This is a genomic window from Paenibacillus vortex V453 (assembly GCF_000193415.1).
In the GTDB taxonomy this organism is placed as follows: Bacteria; Bacillota; Bacilli; order Paenibacillales; family Paenibacillaceae; genus Paenibacillus_AQ; species Paenibacillus_AQ glucanolyticus.
The window spans coordinates 1-17,409 of the sequence record NZ_ADHJ01000001.1 but is presented as its reverse complement, the minus strand read 5'-3'; the positions used below and the strand labels follow the sequence as shown (position 1 = coordinate 17,409).

15 protein-coding genes and 2 pseudogenes are annotated in these 17,409 nt (G+C 51.1%); 14 read left to right on the top strand and 3 right to left on the bottom strand.

Translation table 11 applies throughout. The features are described from left to right. Positions 1-25: 25 nt before the first annotated feature. From PVOR_RS00085 to PVOR_RS00060, 6 genes and pseudogenes are all read left to right on the top strand, one after another. Positions 26-725 (top strand): annotated as a pseudogene (locus PVOR_RS00085) (response regulator transcription factor). Continuing rightward, positions 722-2,076 (top strand): annotated as a pseudogene (locus PVOR_RS00080) (sensor histidine kinase). The pseudogenes PVOR_RS00085 and PVOR_RS00080 overlap by 4 nt, the downstream one beginning before the upstream one ends. A gap of 82 nt (positions 2,077-2,158) precedes the next feature. Continuing rightward, positions 2,159-2,806 carry a PepSY domain-containing protein gene (locus PVOR_RS00075; RefSeq protein WP_006207002.1) on the top strand — a complete coding sequence of 216 codons (648 nt, stop codon included), beginning with the start codon at positions 2,159-2,161 and terminating at the stop codon, positions 2,804-2,806. 119 nt (positions 2,807-2,925) lie between these two features. Next, positions 2,926-3,549 carry a PepSY domain-containing protein gene (locus PVOR_RS00070; protein WP_006207001.1) on the top strand — a complete coding sequence of 208 codons (624 nt, stop codon included), beginning with the start codon at positions 2,926-2,928 and terminating at the stop codon, positions 3,547-3,549. A gap of 260 nt (positions 3,550-3,809) precedes the next feature. Continuing rightward, the gene (locus PVOR_RS29990) at positions 3,810-4,127 is read left to right on the top strand and encodes a phasin family protein (RefSeq protein WP_006207000.1); all 318 of its coding nucleotides are present in this window, start codon (positions 3,810-3,812) and stop codon (positions 4,125-4,127) included. Then, positions 4,128-5,798 carry an ABC1 kinase family protein gene (locus tag PVOR_RS00060; RefSeq protein WP_006206999.1) on the top strand — a complete coding sequence of 557 codons (1,671 nt, stop codon included), beginning with the start codon at positions 4,128-4,130 and terminating at the stop codon, positions 5,796-5,798. Position 5,799: 1 nt separating this feature from the next. Here the strand turns inward: PVOR_RS00060 and PVOR_RS00055 are convergent, their stop codons facing one another. Continuing rightward, on the bottom strand, positions 5,800-6,369 hold the full coding sequence (locus PVOR_RS00055; RefSeq protein WP_006206998.1) for a hypothetical protein: 570 nt from the start codon (positions 6,367-6,369) through the stop codon (positions 5,800-5,802). A 204-nt stretch (positions 6,370-6,573) separates the two neighbouring features. Here PVOR_RS00055 and PVOR_RS00050 point away from each other — a divergent pair, with 204 nt between their 5' ends. The 3 genes from PVOR_RS00050 to PVOR_RS00040 all read left to right on the top strand — a co-directional run bounded on the left by PVOR_RS00050 (position 6,574) and on the right by PVOR_RS00040 (position 10,122). Next, entirely contained in the window at positions 6,574-8,253 is a 1,680-nt protein-coding gene (locus PVOR_RS00050; RefSeq protein ID WP_006206997.1) for a DEAD/DEAH box helicase, read from the top strand. 94 nt (positions 8,254-8,347) lie between these two features. Next, entirely contained in the window at positions 8,348-8,698 is a 351-nt protein-coding gene (locus tag PVOR_RS00045; protein WP_006206996.1) for a DUF3243 domain-containing protein, read from the top strand. A gap of 173 nt (positions 8,699-8,871) precedes the next feature. Next, positions 8,872-10,122 carry a hypothetical protein gene (locus tag PVOR_RS00040; RefSeq protein WP_006206995.1) on the top strand — a complete coding sequence of 417 codons (1,251 nt, stop codon included), beginning with the start codon at positions 8,872-8,874 and terminating at the stop codon, positions 10,120-10,122. A 30-nt stretch (positions 10,123-10,152) separates the two neighbouring features. On the opposite strand, the gene PVOR_RS00035 is transcribed toward PVOR_RS00040, so the two are convergent. Next, positions 10,153-10,689 (bottom strand): hypothetical protein, encoded by a 537-nt coding sequence (locus PVOR_RS00035; RefSeq protein ID WP_006206994.1) that lies wholly within the window; start codon positions 10,687-10,689, stop codon positions 10,153-10,155. A 331-nt stretch (positions 10,690-11,020) separates the two neighbouring features. Here PVOR_RS00035 and PVOR_RS00030 point away from each other — a divergent pair, with 331 nt between their 5' ends. Next, positions 11,021-11,500 (top strand): glutathione peroxidase, encoded by a 480-nt coding sequence (locus PVOR_RS00030; protein ID WP_006206993.1) that lies wholly within the window; start codon positions 11,021-11,023, stop codon positions 11,498-11,500. A 97-nt stretch (positions 11,501-11,597) separates the two neighbouring features. On the opposite strand, the gene PVOR_RS00025 is transcribed toward PVOR_RS00030, so the two are convergent. Continuing rightward, complete coding sequence (locus PVOR_RS00025; RefSeq protein ID WP_006206992.1) at positions 11,598-12,233, bottom strand: SDR family oxidoreductase; 636 nt, start codon at positions 12,231-12,233, stop codon at positions 11,598-11,600. 459 nt (positions 12,234-12,692) lie between these two features. Between PVOR_RS00025 and PVOR_RS00020 the strand changes: the two genes are divergently transcribed. The 4 genes from PVOR_RS00020 (at position 12,693) to PVOR_RS00005 (ending at position 17,062) form a co-directional block, all read left to right on the top strand. Further along, positions 12,693-14,054 carry an FAD-dependent oxidoreductase gene (locus tag PVOR_RS00020; RefSeq protein ID WP_006206991.1) on the top strand — a complete coding sequence of 454 codons (1,362 nt, stop codon included), beginning with the start codon at positions 12,693-12,695 and terminating at the stop codon, positions 14,052-14,054. A 208-nt stretch (positions 14,055-14,262) separates the two neighbouring features. Next, positions 14,263-14,859, top strand: coding sequence for a DUF4352 domain-containing protein (locus PVOR_RS00015; RefSeq protein ID WP_006206990.1), 597 nt, complete (start codon positions 14,263-14,265; stop codon positions 14,857-14,859). A 250-nt stretch (positions 14,860-15,109) separates the two neighbouring features. Beyond that, positions 15,110-15,703, top strand: coding sequence for a TetR/AcrR family transcriptional regulator (locus PVOR_RS00010; protein ID WP_006206989.1), 594 nt, complete (start codon positions 15,110-15,112; stop codon positions 15,701-15,703). Positions 15,704-15,814: 111 nt separating this feature from the next. Beyond that, positions 15,815-17,062 carry an MFS transporter gene (locus PVOR_RS00005; RefSeq protein ID WP_006206987.1) on the top strand — a complete coding sequence of 416 codons (1,248 nt, stop codon included), beginning with the start codon at positions 15,815-15,817 and terminating at the stop codon, positions 17,060-17,062. Positions 17,063-17,409: the final 347 nt, after the last annotated feature.

Genomic DNA, 17,409 nt, shown 5'->3' with positions numbered 1-17,409 from the left:
GAGGATATCGGTGGGAGGGACGCGCGTGAGCGGGAAGATTTTAATTGTAGAGGATGAAGTGAAAATATCCCGCTTGCTTGAAATCGAGCTGGAGAGTGAAGGTTATCAAGTGACCAAGGCGGATAACGGCCTGGATGCGCTGGAGGCTTACCGCAGTCAGGACGTGGATTTGATATTGCTGGACGTCATGCTGCCGGGGATGAGCGGGATCGAGCTGCTTCGCCGGATTCGTGCGCATGATACGCACACGGCCGTGCTGCTGCCTGACTGCCAAGAGCTCTGTTGAGGATAAAGTGTCAGGGCTTGATCTTGGAGCCAACGATTATATTACGAAGCCGTTTCAGATCGAAGAGCTGCTGGCGCGGATTCGTGCGGCATTGCGGCTTCAGGGGGCTCAGCATTCGGCAGAGCAGTCAGACGGGGAGTGGCTTACGGCTGCGGACCTGAAATTGAATGAGGGCACGCGTGAAGTCATTCGCGATGAACGAAGAATGGATCTGACGCCGCGCGAATTCGACCTGCTCGTATACTTGCTGAAGAACAAACGGCAGGTGCTGAATCGCGAGCAGATTCTTGCCGCCGTATGGGGATATGATTACTACGGCGATACCAACGTCGTTGATGTATACATACGCTATGTCCGCAAAAAAATCGATCAGGACGGCAAGCCGGAGTTGATTCACACCGTTCGCGGTGTCGGCTATGTGCTGAAAGATACCCCATGAAGCTGAGCAGCAAAATCCACCTCTATTCGTCGGTGCTGATGGCTGTCATCCTGATTGTCATGAATTTATGCATCTATTATGTGTTCAGCAAAATGTCGCTGGACAGCCAGCTGAAACAGGCGGAGGTTGAGGCGTCCAGCATAGCCCGGGGCATGGCGCATTCAGCCGCTGCCATTCCCGTCGGTGATTTGCTGCGAAGCTATGTACCAGCTGACGGGAAGATTCAATTCGTCCCGGCGGACAGCAAGGTCAAATCTCCGTTTGTGACCTCCTCCGGCGAGGAGATGGAAGGGCTCAAGCTGCCGTATAACACCAATAAGCAGGTAAAGCAGATTTCGTATGAAGGCATGCGTTACGTGATGGTTTCCATGCCGGTGATTTGGAGTGACGGGGCTGTTTACAACATCCAAATTTCCCGCAGCCTGGCCGCAACGATGGAGACGCTGCAGGCACTCCGAATCGTACTGGTGGCTGTAACCGCCATAGGGCTTGTCCCGATCGTGGTTTCTACGCGGGTGCTGGGGAGATTGATCATGCAGCCGATCACCGGCTTGACCCATACGATGCAGGATATTACGTCAAACGCGGCCGCTTCCGGCGAATCGAGCTGAAGGAGAAATCCAAGGACGAGCTGGTTGAGATGGGCGCTGCGTTTAACGACATGATTACGCTGCTGGAGAGCAATCACGCCAAGCAGGAGCAATTTGTATCCAACGCTTCCCATGAGCTGAAGACACCTCTGACCATTATTGAGAGTTACGCAAGCTTGTTGAAGCGTCGTGGAATGGATCGGCCCGAATTGTTCATGGAGTCGGTCGAAGCGATTCACTCTGAGGCCATTCGAATGAAGGAAATGACGGAGCAGCTGCTGCTGCTTGCCCGCAATCAGGAGCAGTGGCAAGTTGAGATGGAGCAGGTGGATCTTGTTGCATTGTCGGAGTCCTCGGCGCGTGCTTTTCGCGATGCCTACAATCGCACGGTGGAGATTAAAGCCGATGGTGAGGTTCTCGGCTGGACAGACAGCCGCAGGCTGAAGCAGCTCTTATTCATTCTGCTGGATAATGCGCGTAAATACAGTGACGAGCATATGATCATCGAGATTGGAAACCAATCATCCGAGGCCTATATCCGGGTTATCGACCGCGGAATCGGAATAACCAAAGACGAGCTGGAGCATGTGTTTGACCGCTTCTACCGGGTGGACGAGGCCCGCGGCCGCCGCGGCGGAGGGGCGGGGCTCGGCTTGTCCCTAGCGAAGGATATCGCAGCAGCCATCTCTGCCGTTGTGGAGCTGGACAGCCTGCCTGGCGTGGGCACAACAGCCACGATTCGCATGAGGGCCTCCCAATAGAAGAAAAGCACCCTTTTCTCATCAAATTCTAACCAAACTGCGCTATACTGACGGAAAAGACGAATGTGTCCGAGGTGATTAGATGCGTAAAAAAGTCAGTTTGCTGCTGGGTGTCGTTCTCGTTGTGGCTGTTATGATCATTGTGAATGCGGTCTGGAGTCCGTTCAGCCGTTCGACGGAGGCCATGTCACAGGCTGAAGCCGTTCGTGGGGTATTGGAGCAATACCAGGGCGGTGAAATTATAAAAGCATCCCTGGAAGGTGAGATGTACCGGATGGAGCTTCAATCGGACACCGGAAAGTACGAGCTGACAGTGGATGCCCGTAACGGGGACATCGTGTCCATCAAACCACTGGACCAAGCGGAAGTGAAGCCGGAGCCGGAGCCGGTTGACCCCGTTGACCCCGTGCAGCCACCGGATCAGGGTAATCCCCCCAAGCCGGGAGAGAACGGTGGGGAGGGAACAACAGACGGCGAAAGCGGAAACGGTACAGGGATCAACAACCCCGAGCCGCCTAAAACGATGATTACCAAAGAACAGGCGACCAAACTCTCCTTAGGGAAGGTAGCGGGAACGGTTGAAGACGTGGAGTATCGCGAGAGCAAGAGCAGCCGTTACTATCTGGTGGAGATTGAGCGGGAAGATGGACGGGAAGCAACCATTCAAGTCCATGCGATTACAGGCGAAATTATGACGATTACATGGGACGACGATGATGACGATGAATAATGAGAGGGTATTTCACATTTTATCATCGTTTTCTAATCTTTTTCTCGGAGTGCTCTCATTTTGAACGTTTATATTAGGTTTGTAGAGATAACCAAGAGAGTATAGAGGAGGCGTAAGATATGAAAAAAGGAACATTGTGGGCAGGTGCACTGTCCGTGGCAATCGCGGCAAGTGGAGTATACGGTTATAACGCTGTGCAGGCGGCAGGATCAGAAAAGGCCCCGGCAGCGAAGCAGCAGCTGATCGGTATGGAGAAGGCAGAGCAGTTGGCACTGGCCGCTGCCAGCGGTAAAGTGGAGAGCATTGATATCGACCGCAAAAAAGGCAAGCTGGTCTATGATGTGGAGATCCAGCAGAAAAACCGGGATGTGGATGTATGGATTGATGCCTACACAGGCAAATCCCTCGGTGTTCGGGTAGACCAGGACGATGATGATAATGACCGCGACAACATTCCCGCCAATCTGATTGGTGCCGGCAAGGCTTCTGCTATTGCAGTCCAACATGTTAAGGGCGGGACTGCTGTGGAAGTGGATTTGGACCAAGATGACGGCAAATGGGTGTATGACGTTGAAGTCAAGACAGCCAAAGGGTCGTCTGAGGTAGAAGTTCATGCCGTCAGCGGCAAAGTGATCAAGGCAGAGAATGAGAAGCATGACGACCGCGATGACGATGACGACCACCATGACCGGGATCATGATGATGATCGTGACGATAACGATAACGATCGTGATGACGACTAAGCCGTTTTTCATCCTCACGGAATAGATGCATAAGCGAACAGGCGGGGGTATGGTTTCCCCCGCCTGTTCGCTTTTTTCATGATGGCACCTGAATGGTCGTTCTGTTCATCTGAAACCAAGATGCCCTCATATTTAGAGTGAAATCAGGGGAAATTGATAAGGAAGCTTCTCTATACTTATGAAGGCAAGTCCAAGGATAGATGTTTTTGCCAGCATTACAGGTTATAATGGAACCAGACAACGACCGGGAGGGATATACCTTGAGTGATCTTTTTAAAAAAGCAATCTCGTTAGGATTGGGCCTTACCGTAGTCAGCAAGGAAAAAGTAGAGAAAGTCGTGGATGATTTGGTTAAACGCGGGGAGCTTGCTCCTGCGGAGTCCAAGGCACTTGTGAACCGTCTCGTGGAACGCGGCGAAGAAGAGCAGTCGCAGATCAAGACGTATATTTATGAACAGGTGCAGCGTGTATTGTCCGAGCTGGACGTACCTAAAGAGAGTGATGTCGCCAGCCTGGAACAGCGCATTGCCGCTCTGGAGAAGAAGGTCGTAGAACTGGAAGGATCGCAGCAGGAATAGATGGCGGTCCGAATCCGACATGCCGGACGTTACCGGGAAATCGCCATGGCGCTCATGCGTCATGGCTTTGGCTATATGGTGGAGGAGATGGGACTGTTTCATGTCCTGTCGCTGCCGGTCCGCTGGAGTTCCAGGGAGCAGCCGGAGACCATCACCTTAGGGGAACGCATCCGGCGGGTGCTTGAGGATCTTGGGCCGGCATTTGTGAAGCTTGGCCAACTGGCGAGTACAAGATCCGACCTGCTGCCAGACCATATTATCCAGGAATTGGTCAAGCTGCAGGAGCGGGTTCCTCCTTTTTCTTCTGCCAGCGCGCGGGAGCTGATTGAGCAAGAATGGGGAATGCCGATTGACGACGTATTGAGTGAGTTTGAAGAGAAGCCGCTGGCTGCTGCCTCGATTGGGCAGGTTCATGCCGGGAGGCTGAAGTCTGGAGAATGGGTAGCGATCAAAGTTCAGCGGCCGGGCGTAGCCCGAATGATCGGCCGTGACTTGGAGATATTACGGGATTTAATCTCGATTGCCGAGCGTCACTGGGAATGGGTCAAGCTGTACCGGGTGGACCGGATTGTTGACGAATTTGCCAGAGCCATGATGGCAGAGCTGGATTACAGCCATGAGGCCCGAAATGCAGAGAAGGTTGCATCGCAGATGACGGAGCATGAATTTATCCGCATTCCGCGGATTTATTGGGAGTACACGTCATCCAAGGTGCTGATGATGGAGTATGCGGAGGGTCTTACGTTAAGCCGGCGGCAGGAGATTGTAGCCAAGGGACATGATCTGAAGGCTATCGCGGAGCATCTGATTGACGGCATGCTGCAGCAGATTTTTCTTGAAGGGTTCTTTCATGCGGACCCTCATCCCGGGAATCTGCTCGTCCGAGAGGACGGGAAGCTGGTTTTTCTGGATTTCGGGCTGGTCGGACAGCTCAGTGAGAGTATGAGGGATCATCTGTCCGGACTCATTATTGCGCTGATGCGGCGGAACTCGGAAGGGATGATCCGGGCAATTTCCAGAATGGGTTTGATCCCGGAGGATTGTGATATGGACTCCCTGCGGTCCGATATGGACCGGCTGCGGGGAGAATATTATGATGTTCCATTCTCCCAAGTGCGTATCGGCAAGGCGCTGACGGATTTGTTTGCCGTAGCTCAGCGCCATCAGATTATGCTGCCTCCGGATCTGACACTTCTGGGCAAATCATTGCTGACGCTTGAAGGGGTCATCGAGATGCTGGATCCGAATCTCAGCATTATCGATATGGCGGAGCCTTTTGGACGAAAGCTATTGAAGAAGCGGTATAATACCCGCCGAATCGGCAGGAAGGTGCTGGATGGGGTAGCGGGTCTTGCGGAGAGTTTGCTTGATCTGCCTGGACAGGCCAGACAGCTGTCGGCTCTGATCAGCAAAGGGAAGCTGCGGGTGGAGATCAGCGTTCCGGAGCTGCAAGCGCTGATGCGCAAGCTGGATCAGATCAGTAACCGGCTGTCTTTCAGCATTGTACTTCTCGCTTTCAGCATTATTATGGTTGGCTTGATTATCGGTTCGTCACTCAGTCGGGAGCCGATGATGCTGTGGAGCTTCCCGGTAATCGAAGTCGGATTCATTGTAGCCCTGCTCATGGTCGCATGGCTGCTGTATGCGATATTCAAATCCGGGAGGTTCTAGCCTAGCCGGCAGATTCGGCTCTGGCTCGCTTGCGCTGCTGCACCCAGGTTTGGACCCCGATCAGGATCCACTCAATCAGGTGGAAGAACAGCGCAATGAACAGCGATTGCAGCCAGCCTCCGATCGGAATGGCCGGTATCAGCAGGGACACGATGTATAGCAGAACCGTATCGAATGCAATCGTAACGGCTTGCTTGATATAGATGGAGGCGTCCTTGCGAAGGAGCAGCCGCAGCAAGGCGATGACCAATGGGTGAATAAGGCTCTCGAAGATCAGGAATCCGATCAGAACGATGAGCGAGAAGCCCAGCAATACGCCATTGCTGTCGAAGGCAAGGGTGTCGCCGGATCCCGCTGGGTCGGGCAATGGGAACCACCCCGCATATAACATAGCGAAGAGCTCAAGCGGTATAATAATGAAGGCTGACAACAGTGGGATAACCCACAGCTTCTTACGGAAGGGAACATGGGGCTCCCCGTCACGCCGCGATATGTAATTGATCATCAGATTGATAAGGCCGAACAGGATCAGCAGGATGAGTGCTGTCAGGATGAGCTGTACGTTGTTCATTTCGGAGCACCTCCTCGCTTAGTGTAAACTGGATATCTATATGTTGACATTACCAAAGTCAGGGACGTTTGTCAGTTTCTTTACAACTAGAACGATTCCGAAGGACATTTTGTTGGGACTAATGCAGGTTATGCGTGATATCCAGCCAAACCAGTATAGAAGATAAACGCAACAGATGCTAAAAAATTAAATGAGGTGGAACGTTTGCCGAACTTTCAACAACTGGGTATTGACGAACAAAGAGTAAGGAAACTGAAGGAGCAGGGAATTACGGTGCCGACTCCGGTGCAACAAGAGAGCATCCCGCTGCTGATCGATGGAAAAGATGTTATCGCCCGGGCACGCACCGGCACCGGGAAGACGCTGGCTTTCATGCTGCCGATTCTGCAGCAGATCGATCCCAAGCGGGCGTATCCGCAGGCGCTCATTATTGCGCCAACGCGGGAGCTGGCATTGCAAATTACGGAAGAAGCCAAGAAGCTCACAGCCGGAGAGCCGGATGGCATTAAGATTCTGGCGGTATATGGCGGGCAGGACGTGGAGAAGCAGCTGCGCAAGCTTGAGGGCGGGCGCCACCTGATCATTGGCACACCTGGACGTCTGCTGGATCATTTACGCCGCGGCACGCTGGAGCTGGGCGGTGTCAAACAGCTGGTGCTGGATGAAGCCGATCAGATGCTGCATATGGGCTTCCTGGATGATGTGGAGGCGCTGATTCACGCACTTCCATATCGGCGTCAGACGATGCTCTTCTCTGCCACGATGCCTGCCGGGGTGAAGCAGCTGGCTGGAAACTATATGAATCAACCGGTTGATATAGTCATTAAAGGAGCCTCCCCGATTCCGCTGGAGCAGATTCAGCAGGTAGTGGTCGAGTGTACGGACCGCTCGAAGCAGGATGCCTTGCGTACGATGATTGAGCAGTATAACCCGTTCCTGGCGATTATCTTCTGCCGGACGAAGCGCAGAGCGAGTATCTTGAATGATGCGCTGCTGGCCCATGGCTACCAGTCGGACGAGCTGCACGGGGACCTGTCCCAGGCGAAGCGGGAAGCGGTGATGAAGCGATTCCGGGATGCCAAGCTGCAGCTGCTGGTGGCAACGGACGTTGCTGCCAGGGGGCTTGACGTGGAAGGCGTTACGCATGTATTTAACTACGACATGCCTCATGATGTCGAGAGTTACATCCATCGCATCGGACGGACCGGACGGGCCGGGGGTAACGGAATGGCGATCACCTTCGCGGCTGGCAAGGACCTTAATGACCTGCAGCGAATTGAAGAAGGAATTTCCCTGCGTTTAAAGCGTGTGCGTTATGACTCTGGTGCTGGCAGCCTTCGGGAAAGCACTGGCGATTCAGGCAGGGATGCAGGCAGACCGAGAAACACAAGAAGTGTCTCCTCACTCGAATCCGATAATGAACGTGGACAAGGCAGAGGCCGTGCGGATCGTGGGACGGGCTCCGGGCGGAGCCGGGGTAACCATTCTGGAAGCGCGCGCGGCGAGCAGAGCCGGGGAAGAGGCGAGTCGTCACGCCGGGATGAGCGTGGAACTGGCCGGGTCAGCAGCCGCGAGGGTCGCGCAGGCGAAGGCCGAGGACCGTCACTGGCTGGTGAACGTGGCAGCAGCAGCCGCGGGGGTCGCGCAGGCGAAGGCCGAGGACCGTCACAGGCTGGTGGACGTGGCGGCAGTAGCCGTGAAGGTCGCGCAGGCGAAGGCCGTGGGCCGTCACAGGCCGGAGTGCGCGGCAGCAGCAGCGGACGCGGGCAATCCAGGACCGAAAGCCGGGGGAGTCAGAACAGTCGCGGTGGTCAAGGCGGTACTCGTAATTCCGAAGGCCACGGTGCAAGAGGCCAAGGCGGCGGACGGCGCGGCGGGCGTTAAGTACTGAGGGAATTTTTAGGAGAAACCTGTTTCAATTCGGGTGAGCACGGTTAAGTACAGAGCGTTACCTAGTCGAAGACAAGGAGGCGTTATCATGTCTGAACATAATCATGTTGTGAATAAGAATGGTGAGCTGGATGTGAGTAAGGTTGACCATGCGCTGGACCGAATTGACGATGGGGATAAGGAGCGGATTCTGGCTGACTTTGATGCCTTCCAATCCTATTTGAACAAGCGAATTCAGCTTGCTGAGAGCATCGGTTTGAATGAAGAGCAGCTCGCTCAGGCCGCAGAGAAGGTAGCAGGTTACCTGGCGGCAAATGAGGAGCCCCGTAATTCCGAGGAGAAGCTTCTTCAGGAATTATGGAAGGTTGGTACACAAGCGGAGCAGCATCAGCTGGCTCATCTGCTTGTTAAACTGGCTCAGAACCGTACGGCTCAGTAAGGCGAAGAATGAAACGAAAACCTTCCCCGGCCGCTGTCGGGGGAGGTTTTTTGGTTCGGAACAACGGCATGAAACCATAAACATAATTTATGGGAGGCAGGGCCTTGTTTCATTTTCGTTACATATTGTTTTCTCCGATAACAACAATAGAATATAAGGAGGGAGTTACCTGAATGTCTCTGGTGATTCATGAGCAGAGAAAACCCCAAATGCAGCCCTTTTATTGGGTGATTACCTTCGAAATGCACGTGCTGGGGCTGCTCCTTAGCTTGGTGCTAACGATGGGACCCTTGATTCTGCTGTACCTCTGGACCCATATTTGGTCCTGGATAAGTCTAGCTGCCATACCTGCAGGCATCTTTATGGGAGCTAAGCTGTTTAGAAGCTTGAAGGGACATGTCTGGACCAACACACATCTGGATGAGTACTTGTTATATGAGGATCATGTGGAGTACGAGAGGTGGGACCCAGAGTCAAAAGATTCGTTCAAGGGGAGCCTATGGCTCGGCGATGTGAAGGAAATATACTATGGAAGGTATATTTTTTCATATAGTTATGCCTATAAGAAGAGCAAAATGAGCGAAACACTGCCTATGGCAGAACTGATGCCAGTCCTGTATCTCGTGGGTACAGGAGAGCAGGGGGACCGGACGGTGGCCATTCCTTTTATCGATCCGATGGATGCCAACCGCTGGCTGGAGGTCATAGGTCGGCGGGACCTTCCGATATATCTGACCTCGATCATCGTACAGGATCTGGCAGATGAATCGGTTGCCGATGTGCTTCGCGAAGACGAGGATTTGGAACAGACCGCATTCGACGGCAACATAGAGCGGGAATATCGGCCTTATCTGGACCGTCTCTTGCAGGAGAGCGGTGAGGAGCGGGAACTGACGGAAGAAGAACTGAATCAGCTGGAATACGAGATGAAGCTGTACCAATACGAAGAGGCGCTTCAAAAGCGGAGATCGGCGTTTCGCGGAACGGGGCTGCTTGCCTGGCTGGTATTCCCTGTTCAGTTCGGCATCGCATTCTGGTTGACCCGTGCGGCAGAGCAAGGTACCGTGGATCCGGAACAAATGCTGTACCCGATTCTGCTTCTTGGACTTTTCTCCATTCTGTTTTTTGTTCTGGTGAAATGGATGCGCTGGCTGCAGATTCTCATCTTCCCGGGGGTCACGTTCATTACGTTTGTTTTTTTGGACTTCTCCGAAGTTGAAACCGACCCTTCTTACCAGATGTCGAGCATGATGCTTGCCATGACCATGCTGTCTCTGCCGGTGGTTACTCTTATCTATTTGGGTATACGGCATATGCGCAAAGGACGTGACATCAAGAAACTCCCGCCCATCCCAGAGCCCTGCCAGCCTGTGTCCCAAACGAATGATGCAGGTGTCAGGCCAGAAAACCATCTGTCAACTTGAGCTTGATAATATAAACGAAGAACGCAGCCCTCATACCTCGGGCTGCGCTTCATAATGGAATCGATACGTTGCCATGGGGTGGCTGGTGAACGTGGAATCCAGCTTTTTCTTCTCACCCGGTTCCAGTGTCACGCCTTCGTAGGTCTTGATAAATACCTCTTCATCCTCGCTGTCGTAGAGGTAAACCCGGATATGACCACTGAATGTTTGAGTCGCATGATAGTTGCCTGCATAGACCACGATATCGGCGTCATCCTCATTCTTATATGCACCGACATAAGCGATGACGTAATCCTGAGTCCCATGAAGCTGACCGTTTGCTTGTTTGTCCTCATACCGCTGATCCAGGCTTTGTATCATCGTTTCTTCCTTGTACAGGGATTCCTGGGTGATCAGGCCGATCGGGATCGTCAGCATAAAGTAGAAGATGAGCGCTGAGAGCCCTGTGCTTCGCAGCACCGTCTTCTTGTCATATCCACCCATGATCAGTCCGATAAATGCAATCAGGACCATGAGAAGGACGATGAGATGCCATGGAGATAAAAACATTTCGGGGTATAATTTCATTGCTCTTGCCTCGCTTATGTATGAGTATATGATGGATACATAAGATCCAACCCTCTCGGGTCATTACCCTGCTGGCCTGCTGTCTAAACATGCTTGTTTGTCATCAAGTATATGTCCGTTCATTATGGCAAAGCATGCAATGTAGGCTGCAGTTCATAGTACCATTCAATTCGATACAAAAGGATACACTTTATGCTCTTTATGGCCATATCAGAACCGGGATTTGGTTTGACGGCATTTATTCGGTATGATGGAGGGAGACCACAAGGCTTCAGCGTCACGGCAGGAGTCTAATGTCCATTCAAAACAAAGCCGGGGAGGAGATCCAAAGATGTCAGTTTATGAATATCAAGCAACAAACCCATCAGGCCAGGAAGTTTCACTCGATCAGTATTCAGGCAAGGTTCTGATTATAGCGAATACGGCAAGTCAATGTGGTCTTACGCCACAATATGGCGAGCTTCAGCAGTTGTATGACCAGTACGGCCAGCAAGGGCTGCAGGTTCTTGGCTTCCCGTGCAATCAGTTTGGCGGACAGGAGCCGGGGACAAGTGAAGAGGCAGCATCGTTCTGTCAAATAAACTATGGTGTGAAATTTCCGGTTTTCGAGAAGATTGATGTGAACGGGGAAGGGGCGCATCCGTTGTTTCAATATTTGAAATCGGAGCAGCCAGGACCGAATGAAGGCGGGGAGATCGCCTGGAATTTTACGAAGTTCCTGGTGGATCGTGAGGGTAACGTTGTTCAGCGGTTCGAACCGCGCGACACACCTGAATCGATGAAGAGTGCTATCGAATCACTGCTGGGTTAAAGGCAGAATATATCGCTAATATAACAGGGCTGTTTCCTAACAGGGCGTATTTGTCCGCAGGAGAACAGTCCTGTTTTTTCTTTTGGTAACGAATATATTAACTTGAGGCTAACTCCTTCAGGGCATCCTCTATATGACGCTGGCCTTGAATCAGATCAAACGTGGTATTCTCCGTTTCCGGCAGTGAAAGACATAACACCGCGGCATGCGCAACATCATGACGGGATACGGGCCCGGCCTTCGGGAGATTGGAATCCGCTTCAACCGTTCCGGTAGGCTCATGATCCGTTAACTCTCCTGCCCGAATGATGGTGTGAGTTAGCGTACTCTCGGCAAGAATGACTTCTGCCTTATGCTTAGCGAGCAGATATGGTTTCAGCTCAGGCAGGTTCCCCGGATTCTTGGTCTCCATACAGCTGATCATAATAAAGCGTGGAATCCCTTCAAGCACGCACTGCTCGATCAGCCGGACGGTGCCGATTTGATCGGTCTCCTGCGGATCCTCGGTGACCCCGGCTCCCACTGCACAAATAACGGCATCGACATCTTTCAGGCCCCCTGAATAAGTCTGAGCCAAATCGCCGACAATTCCTTCTGCACCTTCCTGCTCCATATTTCGCTTATGATCCTCATCCGGAATGAGACCGCGCACTTGATATCCTTTTTGTACAAGAAGCTTCGCAATCAGCCTTCCGGTTGATCCACCGGCTCCAGCAACAAATACGGTAGTCATCTCCAAACACCTCCTGCACACTCATTACCCGCTGTCGGTTGTTTCAAAAAGGGCATATTCTGTTATTAATAAGAAAACCTGTTTGAGGCCTCATGCTTCTAATCTCACTTATCGGAACGACATCTGTTAGCTTGCCCTGATTTGAAGCCGGTATGCTGAGGTTTTTAAGGTCCATTTATACGATGCTCACGTTGTCAATCTCATCGGCAATTGTCATCGCATCAGTCCATATTTTTCATCACTCACACCATGTGAATTTATGAACAATGTGTGAAATTCGAGATTGCCTATTGATCTGTGAAATAAATCACATTATAATGAGACTATAAAGTGAAAATATTCACAATAATATTTCCAGTCGCTGCATTCAAGTTCATCAAGGGTTACCAAGCATGAATCCAGTCAAAACAGCTCATCTTAAACAAATATAAAGCTTCAAATTTGGAGGAGGAAAAAACCATGAAAGTTGCCGTTATCGGTTGTACCCATGCAGGAACGTCCGCCATTGTAAATACCGCCAAGCTTTACCCCGATGCACAGATTACCGTTTATGAACGCAATGATAATATCTCTTTCCTATCGTGTGGCATCGCGCTTTATGTCGGGGGCGTTGTAAAAGATCCTGACGGATTGTTCTACTCTTCACCTCAGAAGCTCGACGAGCTGGGTGTTGAGACCAAGATGAAACATGAGATTATTTCGGTGGATACAGATCGCAAAATTTTGAAAGTTCGTAATCTGGTTACATCGGAAACCTTTGAAGATACGTTTGATAAGCTGATCGTAACAACTGGATCGTGGCCTATTGTGCCTAAGCTTGAGGGCATTGATCTGAATAATATTCTGCTCTGCAAAAACTATAACCATTCCAACACCATCATCGAAAAGGCACAAGGTGCGAAGCACATTACGGTGGTTGGCGCAGGCTACATCGGCGTGGAGCTTGTTGAGGCTTTCCAGCAGAACGGCAAGCATGTCACCCTCATCGACAGCGCCGACCGCATTCTGAACAAATATCTCGACCCTGAATTTAGCGGCAAGGTGGAAGAATCCTTCCGGGAAAAAGGGATCAAGATGGCGATGGGTCAGACGGTAACCTCTTTCCAGGGGGAGGATGGCAACGTGAACAAGGTCATCACCGACAAGGGTGAGATCGACACGGACCTGGTTATCCTCTGTATCGGCTTCCGCCCGAACACGGAGCTGTTGAAGGGGCAAGTGGATATGTTGAAAAATGGCGCCATCGTTGTGGATCAATATATGCAGACCAGCAAGCGGGATGTGTATGCGGCGGGCGACTGCTGCTCGGTCCTCTACAATCCGACGGGGAAAATGATGTATATTCCTCTGGCCACCAACGCAGTACGGATGGGTACGCTTGTTGCCCGCAACCTCGTGCAGCCGACAACGCCTTATATGGGCACCCAGGGGACCTCGGGATTGAAAATATACGAGCACAACATTGCATCGACAGGCTTAACCGAAGGATCTGCCAAAGACGAAGATCTTAAAGTGGAGACAGTATCCATAACGGATCACTACCGTCCGGAGTTTATGCCAACCTTTGAACCGGTCACGCTGAAGGTGGTATATGAACAGGATAGCCGCCGGATGTTGGGTGCGCAGATCATTTCCAGAGTGGATATGACACAGTCCATCAACACGCTGTCGGTATGCATACAGAATCGCATGACTATCGACGAGCTGGCATTCATTGACTTTTTCTTCCAGCCGCATTACAACAAGCCGTGGAACTTCCTGAACACGGCTGGCTTGCAGGCATTGCCTGAGATTGAGACGAAAGCTCCGATACATTCTTAATGAGACAACAGTTGGAAGACCCCTGTTTCGGGGGTCTTTTTCTTGTTTAAGAATAATCGCGCAAGCAAAACTTCTTCTGAAACGCTTCCGTCTTCCATAAAAGGGAATCGATCGATTTATGTATTTATGAAGGATTCAGGGTTTTTAAGGCGAAATGGAAATGGTCCGCACATTTAGATATAGTCTTTCAGAGAGGTAGGATAAAGGAATGAATAAAAAAGTTATGCTGGTCGCGGCTGTGTTGTTTTCCATGCTGCTGACAGCTGCTTGTTCCAATGATCAGGCCGATCCCCCGGCAGAGACTCCACCGGCCGTTGTGGGTAACGAGGGGGCGGATGAGAAGGATCCGTCTGCAGAAGAATCGTCTACAGAACCGATCCAAGAGGATAAGGAATCAACTGCAAATACAGATGTGAAACCGATTGGCGAGCCTGCGGCTGTGGGCGACACGGTGGATTATCACGGCGCGGTCATTACGCTGAACAGCGTACGCGATTCAGAAGGCGATGAATACTTAAAGCCTCAGGCTGGCCATACGTTTAAGGTTGTTGAGCTTACTGTGAAGAACAATGGACAGGAGCCGCTTGTCATATCATCAGCGCTGTCTTTTTCCTTGACGGATTCGAGTGATCTTAACTACACGGTCCCTATTACGGATGATGTGAAGATGCTGGATGGTACGGTTGCACCAGGCGGAGAATTAAAAGGTGAAATTCCGTACGAAGTGAAGCAGGGTGTTCAGGGGCTGCAGCTAAGTTACGGCGATCCGATGAAAGAAGGAAGGGCCATTTGGACAGTGGAATAATGGAAGCTTCATTAGAATTGATTGTGAGATGGAAGGGATTTTGCTGGGCAGGGCAGAATCCCTTTTTTTTTCTGTGCATCTGTTGCTGACTTTACACGGGGAGATGTTTTCAGTATGATTATGAGTAAACCGCATAGTCGGTTTCTTGTGAGGGGATGGATTCCATGAACCTTGACTTTCATTTTTATTAAGGGAAAGGTCTTGGCTTTGGGGCTAAGATCGTTATTCCAGACAAGGAGTGCTTACATCTATGTCTTCAGAAAAAGCGCAGCGAAAGCGGGATTTGATTCTGGATAAAGCGAAAGAGCTGTTCATTCAGCGCGGGTATGCGGCTACATCGATGGATGAACTGGTCAAATATACAGGTGCCAGCAAGGGCAGCATTTATTATCACTTCGAAAGCAAGGAAGATTTGTTTGTCAAGCTGCTGGCGAAGCAGAATCAGGAATGGATGGAAGGCTGGAACGATAAAAAAGCCCATTACACCAATTTCGAAGAGAAGCTGTATGGAATAGCCGATCATATGGTTGATGATTTTCAGAATCCGCTGACCAAGATTGCGGAGGAGTTCTATATCAATCAGCCGGAGAATAAGACGATTGTGGCCGAGATGCTTGCTATTTTGCAGGGTCCGCGTACGCTGTACCGAGAGATTATGCTGGAGGGTGCGCGCGAGGGACGGATATCGGAAGGGGATATTGATGAGATCTCCATTATTTTTGGATCGCTGCTGGATGGGTTGTCGATTTCTTACTATGAACGATCCCAGGAGAAATCAAGGATTTTATACCGCAAGGGCGTTACGTACTTTTTAAAAGGTGTGTTAACGAATGGAAGGCCGTAGTTTACATCAGGAAATGATCAGAAGCGTGTTATCGTTCTTGGAACGGGCAAAAGGCGTTTCTGTAATTATAATTAAACCGAACAGTCGGTTTTATATTAGGGGGATGGAAACATGAGGCAATTGTTTGGAAACCGTGCGTTTGTACTGCTTATGGTCTCTGATTTTATGCAAAATATAGGGATCTGGATCCGCAACATGGCGCTGTTGTTCTTCATTATGGAAAAGAGCAACCATGACCCGGTCGCCGTATCGCTGCTTACGGTCATTGAATACGTACCGATTTTTGTCATCTCCATGATCGGTGGCGTGCTGGCAGACCGTTGGCGGCCGAAGCGGACGATGATATGGGGCGACGTGTTAAGCTTCTTATCTATCCTGCTTATTCTGTTCGTGGTATTAGCGGGATACTGGCAGGCGGTGTTTGCCGTTATGCTGGTATCAGCGGTTGTGTCGCAATTCTCGCAGCCTTCGTCGATGAAGATCATCAAGCGGTGCCTGCCGGATGAACATGTGCCAGCGGCTACAGCTTTATCCCAGACGTTAATGTCGCTGTTTATTATTTTGGGTCCCATGGTTGGAACGACGATTTATCAAACTTTTGGCCTTCTAGCTTCATTAATAAGCCTGCTGGTTCTGTTCGCTGCTTCAGCGATCGTATTAACCTTCCTCCCTTCGAGTGTAGATCAAGCACCGGATACCACAGAATCTGCCGGTTCTTTACTGAAGGATATGAAGGCCGGATTTTCTTACATCGCTTCCAGTCGATTGCTGAAAGTGCTGCTCGTGGTCTACATGGTATTGGCGCTTGGCAGCGGACTCGTACAGCCTTTGGATATCTTTGTCATAACGGAGCGGCTCCAGCTGGATATGTCCAGCGTCCAGTGGTTTACGGCTCTGGAAGGTCTGGGCATGCTGATTGGCGGACTGATCGCCGCTGTTATTGCAGGTAAGGTAAAAGGCACCTACTTGCTGTTTGCAGGGCTTTCGTTTCTGGGACTCTCAACCTTTGTAGAGGTGCTGTCCCAGTGGCCGATGCTAACCGGCACGATGCGATTTTTGACCGGGGTGCTGATGGCGATGGCTCAAACCGTATTAATGGCGGTAATGATGCAGCAGGTGGATGAGAAATTCATCGGTCGGCTGGGTGGCGTGATGATGCCGGTCTTTACCGGCATGATGCTGATCGGCTCCGGGTTTACGGGATGGTATATGTCGGCAACCTCGATTGTTGTGGTGTATTTCACGGCGGGAGCCCTCTTCCTATTGTCGTCCTTCATCAGCATGAAGCTTCCGATTTCCAGGGAACCTGTCCAGGAGGCGGAAGCGCCTGTAAGTGTAAACGCCACGGTTAAGGTGTAACCTCTGGGGAGGAGAGTCGCTGGTCTAAGTCGCAGGATGGATGAAGAGCTGCTGATTACTCTAATTCTGTACAGCAACTGCAAGTTAGGTACAGCGCACAATAAGCGGACTGGATGTTGGCTCAATCTGACATGGGGGTGCACATTCCTCCATCTCTAACGGACCTCAGAAGCGTTATTTGCGCTAACTATACTTTCTGGATTTCTGCTTTATTTAACATTCCGGCACACTCTCATGCACACCAGCTCCATCTCTAACGGACATCAGAAGCGTTACTTACGTTAATTAGCTTGATTTAACATTCCGGCATACTCTCATGCACACCAGCTCCATCTCTAACGGACTCC